The 12,070-nt window shown below is 69.2% G+C and carries 7 protein-coding genes; 4 read left to right on the top strand and 3 right to left on the bottom strand.

Annotated features, from left to right (window positions below; genetic code table 11):
• The first annotated feature begins 83 nt into the window (after positions 1-83).
• The 4 genes from QM569_RS07155 to QM569_RS07140 all read left to right on the top strand — a co-directional run bounded on the left by QM569_RS07155 (position 84) and on the right by QM569_RS07140 (position 8,597).
• Positions 84-3,134: an efflux RND transporter permease subunit gene (locus QM569_RS07155; protein WP_414986539.1), complete on the top strand. Its 3,051-nt coding sequence runs from the start codon at positions 84-86 to the stop codon at positions 3,132-3,134.
• Positions 3,131-6,298 (top strand): efflux RND transporter permease subunit, encoded by a 3,168-nt coding sequence (locus QM569_RS07150; RefSeq protein WP_414986538.1) that lies wholly within the window; start codon positions 3,131-3,133, stop codon positions 6,296-6,298. The genes QM569_RS07155 and QM569_RS07150 overlap by 4 nt, the downstream gene beginning before the upstream one ends.
• Entirely contained in the window at positions 6,295-7,692 is a 1,398-nt protein-coding gene (locus QM569_RS07145) for an efflux transporter outer membrane subunit (RefSeq protein ID WP_414986537.1), read from the top strand. The genes QM569_RS07150 and QM569_RS07145 overlap by 4 nt, the downstream gene beginning before the upstream one ends.
• Positions 7,693-7,772: 80 nt before the next feature.
• Positions 7,773-8,597 (top strand): undecaprenyl-diphosphate phosphatase, encoded by an 825-nt coding sequence (locus QM569_RS07140; protein WP_414986536.1) that lies wholly within the window; start codon positions 7,773-7,775, stop codon positions 8,595-8,597.
• 55 nt (positions 8,598-8,652) lie between these two features.
• On the opposite strand, the gene QM569_RS07135 is transcribed toward QM569_RS07140, so the two are convergent.
• The 3 genes from QM569_RS07135 to mutS all read right to left on the bottom strand — a co-directional run.
• On the bottom strand, positions 8,653-9,468 hold the full coding sequence (locus QM569_RS07135; RefSeq protein WP_414986535.1) for an alpha/beta hydrolase: 816 nt from the start codon (positions 9,466-9,468) through the stop codon (positions 8,653-8,655).
• Positions 9,469-9,474: 6 nt separating this feature from the next.
• Positions 9,475-10,302, bottom strand: a complete 828-nt coding sequence (locus tag QM569_RS07130; protein WP_414986534.1) for a peptidase — start codon at positions 10,300-10,302, stop codon at positions 9,475-9,477.
• A gap of 120 nt (positions 10,303-10,422) precedes the next feature.
• Positions 10,423-12,070: DNA mismatch repair protein MutS (mutS, locus tag QM569_RS07125; RefSeq protein WP_414986533.1), on the bottom strand; the 1,648-nt coding region annotated here is incomplete at its 5' end.

Here is a 12,070-nt window from a genome sequence, read left to right as displayed (position 1 = left end):
GCGCGGGCGCGTCGGCGCCGCGCGGCAGGGCGTCTGGCACGGGCGGCCAGCGCCCGCAGCAGCACTGATTGCGGGCCGACGGCATGAGCCCTTCGCGCCCGTTCATCGAAAGGCCCGTGGCGACGGCGCTGCTGATGCTCGCCATCGTGCTGGCGGGGCTGGTGGGCCTGCGCTTTCTGCCGCTGTCGGCCCTGCCCGAGGTGGACTACCCCACCATCCAGGTGCAGACGCTCTACCCCGGCGCCAGCCCCGAGGTGATGAGCCGCACCGTCAGCGCCCCGCTGGAGCGCCAATTCGGCCAGATGCCGGGCCTTGCGCGCATGGCGTCCACCAGCGCGGCGGGCGTGTCCATCATCACGCTGCAATTCGGCCTGGGCCTGGCGCTGGACGTGGCCGAGCAGGAGGTGCAGGCCGCCATCAACGCGGGCAATTCGCTGCTGCCCGCCGACCTGCCCGCGCCGCCGGTGTATGCCAAGGTCAACCCTGCCGACGCGCCCGTGCTCACGCTCGCCATCAGCTCCAGCACGCTGCCGCTGACCGAGGTGCAGAACATGGTCAACACCCGGCTGGCGCAGAAGATCAGCCAGGTCGCGGGCGTGGGCCTGGTGTCGCTGGCGGGCGGGCAGCGGCCCGCTGTGCGCATACAGGCCGACACGCGGGCGCTGGCGTCGCACGGCATCGGGCTGGACACGCTGCGCAGCGCCATCACCGCCGCCAACGCCAACAGCGCCAAGGGCAGCTTCGACGGCGCGCTGCGCTCCTACACCATCAACGCCAACGACCAGCTGCTGACGGTGGAGGACTACCAGAACCTCATCGTCTCCTGGAGCGACGGCGCGCCCGTCCGCATGCTCGACGTGGCCCGCGTGGTGGACGGGGCCGAGAACAACCGGCTGGGGGCGTGGGCCAACGAGACGCCTTCGATCATTCTTAATGTGCAGCGCCAGCCGGGCGCGAATGTGATCGCCACGGTGGACACCATCAAGAAGCTGCTGCCCGAGCTGCAGGCGGGCCTGCCCGCCTCGCTGCACGTGCAGGTGCTGTCCGACCGCACCACGGGCATCCGCGCATCCGTCCACCATGTGGAGCTGGAGCTGGCGCTGGCCGTGCTCATGGTGGTGCTGGTGATCTTCTTCTTTCTGCACAGCCTGCGCGCCACCGTCATCGCCAGCCTGGCGGTGCCGATCTCGCTCATCGGCACCTGCGGCGTGATGTACCTGCTTGGGTACAGCCTGAACAACCTGAGCCTGATGGCGCTGACCATCGCCACCGGCTTCGTGGTGGACGACGCCATCGTGATGATCGAGAACATCGCGCGCTACCTGGAGGAGGGCGAGCCGCCGTTCCAGGCCGCGCTCAAGGGCGCGACGCAGATCGGCTTCACCATCATCTCGCTCACCGTGTCGCTGATCGCGGTGCTGATACCGCTGTTGTTCATGGGCGACGTGGTGGGGCGGCTGTTCCGCGAGTTCGCGGTGACGCTGGCGATCACCATCCTGATCTCTGGCGTGGTGTCGCTGACGCTGGTGCCCATGATGGCGGCGCGCTGGCTGCGGGCCGAGCCGCAGCAGCACGGCGTGGCGGGCCGCATCCACCAGGGCTTCGAGCGCGTCATCGCGGGCTACGACCGCTGGCTGCAATGGGTGCTGCGCCACCAGGGCGCGACGCTGGTCGTGGCGGTGCTCACGTTGGCGCTGACGGTGCTGCTGTACGCGGTCATCCCCAAGGGACTGTTCCCCACGCAGGACACGGGGCAGCTGCAGGCGCGCATCGAGGCGGCGCAGGACGTGTCGTACGCCCGCATGAGCGAGCTGCAACTGGCCGCCGCCCGCGCCATCCTGCAAGACCCCGACGTGCAGTCGCTCAGTTCCTTCGTGGGCGTGGACGCGGCCAACAACACCATGCTGAACGCGGGGCGCATGCTCATCAACCTGAAACCCGGGCGCGGCGCGCAGGACGCCGTCATGCAGCGGCTGCGCGAGCGCGTGCAGGCCGTGCCCGGCGTCACGCTGTATTTGCAGCCCGTGCAGGACCTGACCATCGACGCCGAGACGGGGCCGACGGAATACCGCGTCTCGATCGGCGGCGTGGATGCCGCCCAGGTCAACGAATGGACGCGCAAGCTGGCCGAGCGCCTGCAGACCGAGCCCAAGGTGCGCAACGCCACCACCGACGCGGGCGCGCAGGGCCTGTCGGCCTACGTGGACATCGACCGCAACACGGCGTCGCGCCTGTCCGTCACGGCCAGCACGGTGGACGACACGCTGTACAGCGCCTTCGGCCAGCGCATCGTCTCCACCATCTTCACCGAGACCAACCAATACCGCGTGATCCTGGAGGCGCAGCAAGACCACCTGGACACGCCCGAGGCCCTGGGCACGCTGCCACTGCGCACGGGCTCGGGCGCGGCCACGCCGTTGTCGGCGGTGGCCACCATCCGCGAGCAGCCCGCGCCGCTGCAGGTCACGCGCGTGGCGCAGTACCCTGCGGCCACGCTGGGCTTTGACAAGGCGCCGGGCGTGTCGCTGGGCGGCGCGGTGGACGCCATCCGCGCGGCGGCCCAGGAAATCGGCATGCCCGCCGGGCTGTCCATGGAGTTCCTGGGCGCGGCGGGCGCGTATGAGAAGTCGCTGACCAGCCAGCTCTGGCTGATCCTCGCGGCGATGGTGTGCGTCTATATCGTGCTGGGCGTGCTGTACGAGAGCTACATCCACCCCGTCACGATTCTGTCCACCCTGCCATCGGCGGGCGTGGGCGCGCTGCTGGCGCTGATGGTGACGGGCAACGACCTGGGCGTGATCGGCATCATCGGCATCATCCTCTTGATCGGCATCGTCAAGAAGAACGCCATCATGATGATCGACTTCGCCATCGACGCTGAACGCCAGCAGGGTATGGCCCCGCAGCAGGCCATCCACCAGGCCGCGCTGCTGCGCTTCCGCCCCATCCTCATGACCACGCTGGCCGCGCTGTTCGCCGCGCTGCCGCTGATGTTCGGCTGGGGCGAGGGCGCGGAGCTGCGCCGCCCGCTGGGCCTGGCGATCTTCGGCGGGCTGATCGTGAGCCAGTTGCTCACGCTGTTCACCACGCCCGTCATCTACCTGGCGTTCGACCGCCTGGGCCGCCGCCGATGAACCTGTCGCGCCCCTTCGTCGAGCGCCCCGTGGCGACGGTGCTGCTGACCATCGGCCTCGCGCTGGCGGGCATCGCGGCGTTCTTCGTGCTGCCGGTGTCGCCGCTGCCGCAGGTGGACTACCCGGCCATCTCGGTGTCGGCCAGCCTGTCGGGCGCCAGCCCCGAGACCATGGCGTCCAGCGTGGCGACGCCGCTGGAGCGGCGGCTGGGCGTGATCGCGGGGGTGAACGAGATGACCTCGTCCAGCTCCAGCGGCTCGACCCGGGTGAGCCTGCAGTTCGACCTGCACCGCAACATCGACGCCGCGGCGCGCGAGGTGCAGGCCGCCATCAACGCCGCCCGCGCCGACCTGCCCGCCACGCTGCGCAGCAACCCCACCTACCGCAAGCACAACTCGGCGGCGGCGCCGGTCATCATCCTGGCGCTCACGTCCAAGACGCGCACGCCGGGCGAGATTTACGACGCCGTCTCCAACGTGGTCAGCCAGCGCCTGTCGCAAGTGGACGGCGTGGCCGACGTGGAGATCGGCGGCGGCTCGCTGCCTGCCGTGCGGGTGGAGCTGCTGCCGTTCGCGCTCAACCGCTATGGCATCAGCACGGAAGACGTGCGCGCCGCCATCCAGGCGTCCAACGCCAACCGGCCCAAGGGCGCCATCGAGGGCGATGGCCGCCGCCTGCAGATCTACACGCCCGCGCCCGCCCGCAAGGCGGCGGAATACGCAGCGCTCATCGTCGCGTGGCGCAACGGCGCCGCCGTGCGCCTGGGCGACGTGGCGCGGGTGGAAGACGGCGTGGAGAACCGCCGCACCATCGGCCTGTTCAACGGCGAACCGGCCATCATCGTGCTGGTCACGCGCCAGCCCGACGCCAACATCATCGCCACCGTGGACGCCGTGCGCGGCCTGCTGCCCGAGCTGCAGGCGCAGCTGCCGCAGGACATTCAGATCGCAGTCGCGTCCGACCGCACCAACTCCATCCGCGCATCGCTCAAGGAGGTGGAGCTGACGCTGATGGTCTCCATCGCCCTCGTGGTGCTGGTGGTGGGCCTGTTCCTGCGCAAGGCGCGGGCCACGGCCATTCCGGCGGTGGCGACGGTGGTGTCGCTGCTGGGCACCTTCGGCGTCATGTATTTCCTGGGCTTCAGCCTCAACAACCTGAGCCTGATGGCGCTGACGGTGGCCACGGGCTTCGTGGTGGACGACGCCATCGTGGTGCTGGAGAACACCATGCGCCACATCGAGGCGGGCATGGGCCGCATGGAGGCGGCGCTGCGCGGTGCGCGCGAGGTGGGCTTTACGGTGCTGTCCATCAGCCTGTCGCTGGTGGCGGTGTTCATACCGCTGTTGTTCATGGACGGGCAGGTGGGGCGGCTGTTCCGCGAGTTCGCGGTCACGCTGTCGGCGGCGGTGATGATTTCGCTGGTCATCTCGCTCACCACCACGCCCATGATGTGCGCCTGGCTGCTGCGCGCGCACGACCCCGCGCGCGACAAGCCGCCGGGCCGCCTGGCGCGCTGGGCCGAGCGCAGCTACCAGGCCGTGCTGCGCGGCTACGGCCACGCGCTGGACTGGGCGCTGGCGAGCAAGGGGCTGGTGGTGCTGATCCTGCTGGCCGTCATCGCGCTCAATGGGGTGCTGTTCGCCAAGATACCCAAGGGCTACTTCCCCGAGCAGGACAACGGCCAACTGGCGGCGGGTCTGCGCGCCGACCAGAGCATCTCGTCCGACGCGCTGGCGGCCAAGCTGCGCCAGGCGGTGGAGATCATCCGCAAGGACCCGGCGGTGGACACGGTGGTGGGCTTCTCGGGCGGCGGGCGCGCGGGCGGGGGTTTTCTGTTCGCCAACCTCAAACCCCTGTCGCAGCGCGGCGTGGGCACGCCCGCCGTCATTGCCCGGCTGCGGCCGCAGCTCAACCAGATCACGGGGCTGCGGGTCTTTTTGAACCCGGTGCAGGACTTGCGCATGGGCGGGCGCTCCAGCAACTCCACGTACCAGTACACGCTCAAGGGCGACAGCATGGCGGAGCTGAAGCTGTGGACGGGCAAGCTGGCCGACAAGCTCAAGGACGAGCCCTTGCTGCAGGACGTGGACACGGACCTGTCGGAGAACGGCGTGGAAACCTATGTGGAGATCGACCGCGCCACGGCCTCGCGGCTGGGCGTGACCAACGCGGCCATCGACGCCGCGCTGTACAACGCCTTCGGCCAGCGCTCCGTCGCCACCATTTATGACGAGCTGAACCAGTACGCCGTCATCATGGAATGGGCGCCCGAATACACGCAGGGGCCGCCCGCGCTGGCCGACATCTACGTGGCGGCCAACCCCACGGGCTCCACAGGCTCGTCGGCCAACCCGGGGCAGCGGGGCGCGTCCACGGGGCAGGTCATCAGCACGGCGGCGTCCACCATGGTGCCGCTGTCCGCCATCGCCCGCGTGGCGGAGCGGGCGGCGCCCACGTCCATCAGCCACCAGGACGGCGAGCTGGCCACCACCCTCTCGTTCAACATCGACCCCGGTACCTCGCTCGCGCAGACGCGGCAGGTCATAGCGCAGGCCGAGGCTGGCATCGCCATGCCCACCAGCGTGCGCGGCGGCTTCGAGGGCACGGCGCTGAGTGCGCAGCAGTCGCAGGGGCAGCAGGTGTTTTTGATCGTGACGGCCATCGTGGTCATCTACCTGGTGCTGGGCGTGCTGTACGAGAGCCTCGTCCACCCCATCACCGTGCTGACCACGCTGCCCTCGGCGGGCGTGGGCGCTGTGCTGGCGCTGCTGCTGTTCGGCATGCAGTTCACCATCATTGCGCTCATCGGGGTGTTCCTGCTCATCGGCATCGTCAAGAAGAACGCCATCATGATCATCGACTTCGCGCTGGAGTCCGAGCGCGCACGCGGCCTGTCTGCACTGGACGCCGTGCGCGAAGCCTGCATGCTGCGCTTTCGGCCCATCCTGATGACCACCGTGGCCGCCGCTCTGGGCGCGCTGCCGCTCGCCATCGGCTTCGGCCAGGGGTCGGAGCTGCGCCAGCCGCTGGGTGTCGCCATCATCGGCGGGCTGGTCGCCAGCCAGTTGCTGACCCTGCTGACCACGCCCGTGGTCTATGTGCTGCTGGACAAGCTGCGCAAGCCTGCGCCCAACGAGCGGCAACTGAGCCGCCTGACGCCATGAAGAACTCCCTGCCCATCACCCTCGCGCTGCTGTGCCTGCTGTCGGCCTGCTCCACCACCGAGCCCTACCAGCCGCCCGCCATGCCCCTGCCCGCCGCCTTCAAGGAGGCAGGTGCGACCTGGGCCCCCGCCGCGCCTGCGGATGCGCTGGACCGTGGCCCGTGGTGGGAGCTGTTCCAGGACGCCGAGCTGAACCGCCTGGCCGAGCAGGTGCAGTTGTCCAACCAGGACATCGCCGCCGCCGTGGCCGCCTACACCCAGGCCCAGGCCGTGGTGCGCCAGCAGCGCGCGGGGCTGCTGCCCTCGGTCACGCTGTCGGGCGGCGCCACGCGCACGGGCGGCGCTGGCGCGAGCAGCCCCGGCACCGCCACACAGGCATCGCTGGGCGTGGACTGGGCGCCCGACCTGTGGGGCCGCCTGCAAGGCAGTGTGACCAGCGCCGAGGCCAGCGCGCAGGCCAGCGAGGCCGACCTGGCGTCCGCCCGCCTGTCCGCCGTGGGCGCGCTGGCGTCCGCCTACTTTCAGCTGCGCGAGGCCGATGCCGAAGCGCAACTGCTGCAAGCCACCGTGGAAGGCTACGAACGCAGCCTGCAAATTGCCAGCAACCGCTACGCCGCAGGCGTGGTCGCGCAGGCCGACGTGCTGCAGGCGCAGACGCAGCTGGCCAACGCCCGCGCCGACCTCGCCACCGTGCGCCAGAACCGCGCGCGCTTCGAGCACGCCGTGGCCGTGCTGACCGGGCGTGCGCCCGCAGACTTCGCGCTACCCGCCGCGCCGTGGACGGCCCACGCGCCCGACATCCCGCTGGCCCTGCCATCCACCCTGCTGCAACGCCGCCCCGACATCGCGGCGGCCGAGCGCGCCGTGGCCGCCGCCAATGCGCAGATCGGCATCGAGCGCGCCGCCTGGTTCCCCAGCATCAGCCTGGGCGCCTCGCTGGGCAGCAGCGGTGCCAACGTGGCGGACTTGTTCAAGGCGTCCAACGCGGTGTGGTCGCTGGGCCTGTCGTTGGCGCAGACCCTGTTCGACGCCGGGGCCACCGCCGCCCGTGTGGACGAGGCCCGCGCCGCGCACGCGGCGAGCGCCGCCGCCTACCGCCAGACGGTGCTCACGGCCTTCCAGGCCGTGGAAGACCAGCTCACCGTGCTGCGCACCCTGCAAGCGCAGGAGCCCCTGCGCCGCGAGGCCGTGTCCGCCGCCGAGCGCACCGCCGAGCAGCAGCTCAACCGCTACCGCCAGGGGCAACTGAGCTACACCGAGGTCGTGGCCGCGCAGGCCAGCGCGCTGTCGGCCCGGCAGGCGCTGCTGCAATTGCAGCTCAACCGCCAGCTGGCGGCGGTGGCGCTGGTGCAGGCCCTGGGCGGCGGTTGGCAGGCGCCGTGGGCAATGCAGTGATAATCCTGTTTTGATAGCTGCTCGCGCTTGTCTAGCAAGCGCTAGAGGCCGATTTGGCTCATATTCTTTGAAAGCACACCGTGGACGTTGTACTGTTGGTCAAGGCCGCCATCATGGGCGTGGTCGAGGGGCTGACCGAGTTTTTGCCCATCTCATCCACCGGCCACCTGATCCTGGTCGGCTCGCTGCTGGGCTTCGACGACGCCAAGGCCCAGGTGTTCGACATCGCCATCCAGACCGGGGCCATCTTCGCGGTCATCCTGGTGTACTGGCAAAAGATCCGCGCCACGCTGGCGGCGCTGCCCACCGAGCGGCAGGCGCAGCGCTTCGCGCTGAACGTGCTCATCGGCTTCGTGCCCGCCGTGGTGCTGGGGCTGCTGCTGGGCAAGGCCATCAAGGCGCACCTGTTCACGCCCACGGTGGTGGCCAGCACCTTCATCGTCGGCGGCTTCATCATCCTGTGGGCCGAGCGCCGCGCGCCCTCGGCCACGCGCATCGCGTCGGTGGACGACATGACGGCGCTGGACGCGCTCAAAGTCGGCCTGGTGCAGTGCCTGGCCATGGTGCCCGGCACCAGCCGCAGCGGCGCCACCATCATCGGCGGCATGCTGCTGGGCCTGTCGCGCAAGGCGGCCACCGACTTTTCTTTCTTCCTGGCCATCCCCACACTGATCGGCGCCGGGGCGTACAGCCTGTACAAGGAGCGCGCGCTGCTGTCCGCCGCCGACGTGCCGCTGTTCGCCGTGGGCCTGGTGTTCTCGTTCGTCAGCGCCTGGCTGTGCGTGCGCTGGCTGCTGCGCTACATCAGCAGCCACAGCTTCGTGCCGTTCGCGTACTACCGCATCGCGTTCGGCGTGGTGGTGCTGATCACCGCCTGGACGGGGCTGGTGAAGTGGGCCGGTTGATTCAAAAATGATAGCTGCTCGCGCTTTCTGGATAAGCGCTGGAGGCCAAAAAAGCTTAAATTTTCTCGATCGACAGCAGGTTGAGCAGCGACGCCTCGATGGCCGCCGCCGTGGCCTGGGGCTGCTCCATGGGGAACAGGTGGCTGCCGTCCAGCATCATGGTGCGGCCCTGGGTGATGCGCAGCGTCATGGCCATGCCCACCTGCTTCATCTCGTCCGAGTCGCGCCCGCCGATGAAGGCCGCCGGGCATTGCAGCGGGTGCTTGGCGAGCAGGCGGCCCAGGTGGTGGGGCAGGGTGTTGTAGATGGCGGTCTCCACCGCGCGGTCGAAGCTGAGAACGCGCTTGCCGTCCTGGTCCTGCAGGCCGTGCGTGACGTAGTCGTTCAGCACGTCGGGATGCCAGCGGGCGAAGGCTTTCTTCTTGCCGAAGTGCTCCAGCGCCTCCTCGTTGCTGGCCCAGGCAAAGCGCCGCTGGCGGCTGATCTTGCCGGGCGAGAGGGAGCCGACCACCTGCGCGCGCTTGGCCATGCCCACGGCGTTGGCCTTCCAGCCGCTCAGGAGCGGCGAGTCGATCAGCAGCACGCCGCGCGCCAGGTGCGGGTGCAGCGCGGCGGTCATCACGCTCAGGAAGCCACCCAGCGAATGCCCGACCAGGAACACCGGCCCGCCCGCGCTCTGCACCTGCTGCGTGGCGAAGTCGGCGAGCTGCTGCACCAGGTGCGGCCAGTTGTTGGTGACGGGGTAGCGCGGGTCGTGGCCAAAGCGGTCCACGGCGCTCACGCTGAAACCCCGGGCCTTGAGGTGCCGGAACAGCACGCGGTAGGTGCTGGCCGGAAAGCTGTTGGCGTGTGAGAAGACGATGGGGGTCATCGCCGGTCAGATGAGCTTGTCCATGGGCGTGGCGATCTTCTTGATCGGCTTGCAGCGCGCGGGCGTCACCATGATGGGCGCGCTGGCCGCGCCGCCGTCCCAGGCGGGGTCCTCGATGCTGTCGAACACCTGGCGCAGCTTCTGCCCCCAGTTGTCATGCACCATGCGGAAATAGGGGTTGTTCTCGTCGATGCAGACGATCTTCTCGGTGGCGAAGCGGTCCACCTCATAGACCACCAGGTCCAGGGGCAGGCCCACCGAGAGGTTGGACTTGAGCGTGCTGTCCATGGACACCAGGGCGCACTTGGCGGCTTCGTCCAGCGGCGTCTCGGGCACGAGCACGCGGTCGAGCACGGGCTTGCCGTACTTGGATTCGCCGATCTGGAAATAGGGCGTCTCGGACGTGGCCTCGATGAAGTTGCCCGCCGAATACACCTGGAACAGGCGCATGCCCTCGCCCGCGATCTGCCCGCCGAACACCAGCGACACGTTGAAGTCCACGCCCGAGCGCTTGAGCGCCGCGCCGTCGCGCTCGTGGACGTGGCGCACGGCGGCGCCCAGCACGCGGGCGGCGTCGAACATGCTCCTGGCGTTCCAGATGGTGATGGCCTCGCCCGATTCGCCGTCCTTGAGCTGCTCGGTCTGCAGGATTTCGCGCACGGACTGCGAGATGGACAGGTTGCCCGCCGACAGCAGCACCATGAAGCGGTCGCCCGCCTTTTCATAGACCATCATCTTGCGAAAGGAGCTGATCTGGTCCAGGCCGGCGTTGGTGCGGGAATCGGACAGGAACACCAGTCCGGCATTGAGTTTGATGGCGACGCAGTACGTCATGGGTGGGAATATGGGAACAGTGGGGGAGCCCAGGAGTTTAGTCGGGGCGGCGAGGTTGTCAAAAATGATAGCTGCTTGCGCTTTTGCAGAAAGGGCTACAGGCTATTCTGAGCCTGAACATCAACCCGCCAGCCGCTTGAGCTGGTACAGCGCATCCAGCGCCTCGCGGGGCGACAGCTGGTCGGGGTTGATGCCTGCCAGCGCGGCTTCCACCGGCCCGCTGCCCGCGCCCTCGGGCGCGGGGGGCGCGGCGAACAGGTCCACCTGCCGCTCGTTGGCGCCCGCGCGCTCTTCCAGCGCCGCCAGCGCGTGGCGCGCATGGTGCAGCACGGGCGAGGGCATGCCCGCCAGCTTGGCCACTTGAATGCCGTAGCTGCGGCTGGCCGGGCCGGGCTGGATCTCGTGCAGGAAGACGATGTCCGCGCCCCCCTTGTCATGTGCTTCGGTCGCGCTCACGTGCATGTTGACGGCGTGGCGCGCCTGCGCGGGCAGCTCGGTCAGCTCGAAGTAGTGCGTGGCGAACAGGGCGAAGGCGCGGGTCTTGTCGTGCAGGTGCGTGGCGATGCCGCTGGCGAGCGCGAGGCCGTCGAAGGTGCTGGTGCCGCGCCCGATCTCGTCCATCAGCACCAGGCTGTGCGGCGTGGCGGCGTGCAGGATTTGCGCGGCTTCGGTCATCTCCAGCATGAAGGTGGACTGCGCGTTCGCCAGGTCGTCCGCCGCGCCGATGCGGGTATGGATGGCGTCGATGGGCCCCAGGCGGCAGCTCGCGGCGGGCACGTGGCTGCCCATGCTGGCCAGCAGCACGATCAGCGCCACCTGTCGCATGTAGGTGGACTTACCGCCCATGTTGGGGCCGGTGATGATCTGCATGCGTGTGTTGGCGTTCAGGCGCGTGTGGTTGGCGATGAAGCTGCCGGATGACGTTTCTGCCAAACGGGCCTCGACCACCGGGTGGCGGCCGCTTTCGATCTCGATGCAGGGCTGCTCGACGAACTGCGGCGCGCACCAGCCGAGCGTGAGCGAGCGCTCGGCCAGCGTACACAGCACGTCCAGCGCGGCCAGCGCCTGGGCCAGTCGGGTGAGGGCGGGCACGTGGGCCTGCAGCCGGTCCAGGATCTGCTCGTACAGCCATTTCTCGCGCGCCAGGGCGCGTTCGTTGGCGGACAGGGCCTTGTCCTCGAAGGCTTTCAGCTCGGGCGTGATGAAGCGCTCGGCGTTCTTCAGCGTCTGGCGGCGGCGGTAGTCGTCGGGCACCTTGTCCACATGGCTGCTCGTCACCTCGATGTAGAAGCCATGCACCTTGTTGAACTGCACGCGCAGGTTGGGGATGTTGGTGCGGGCCTTTTCGCGCGTTTCCAGGTCGAGCAGAAAGGCGTCGCAATGGGTCTGGATGGCGCGCAGCTCGTCCAGCTCGGTGTCGAAGCCCGTGGCGATCACGCCGCCGTCGCGCACCAGGGCGGCGGGCTCCTCGGCAATCGCGGCGCGCAGCAGGTCGGTGCAGCCTTGGGGTGGATGCAGGTGGCTGAAAATTTGAGCCAAATACGGCTCTGGTGCTTGATGGGTAAGCGTGAGTAGCTCTGATTTTTGTAGCGTCTTGCACAGCGCCACCAGCTCGCGCGGGCGCACCTGGCGCAAGGCGGTGCGGGCGGTGATGCGCTCCACGTCGCTCACGCCTTTGAGCGCGGCGCGCAGCTGCATCCACGGGCCGCTGCCGCCGCCCGAACCGCCCGCGCCGCGCAGGGCCGTCGTGGCGGCCAGGCGCTGGCGG

This window comes from Acidovorax sp., from assembly GCF_047607405.1.
GTDB lineage: Bacteria > Pseudomonadota > Gammaproteobacteria > Burkholderiales > Burkholderiaceae_C > Acidovorax.
Note: the sequence above shows the minus strand (reverse complement) of the source record. Positions and strands in the feature narration are given on the sequence as shown.

Coding starts and splice junctions, on each gene's coding strand:
- QM569_RS07155 (WP_414986539.1), top strand. CDS start 84: ATGAGCCCTTCGCGCCCGTTCATCGAAAGGCCCGTGGCGACGGCGCTG.
- QM569_RS07150 (WP_414986538.1), top strand. CDS start 3,131: ATGAACCTGTCGCGCCCCTTCGTCGAGCGCCCCGTGGCGACGGTGCTG.
- QM569_RS07145 (WP_414986537.1), top strand. CDS start 6,295: ATGAAGAACTCCCTGCCCATCACCCTCGCGCTGCTGTGCCTGCTGTCG.
- QM569_RS07135 (WP_414986535.1), bottom strand. CDS start 9,468: ATGACCCCCATCGTCTTCTCACACGCCAACAGCTTTCCGGCCAGCACC.
- QM569_RS07130 (WP_414986534.1), bottom strand. CDS start 10,302: ATGACGTACTGCGTCGCCATCAAACTCAATGCCGGACTGGTGTTCCTG.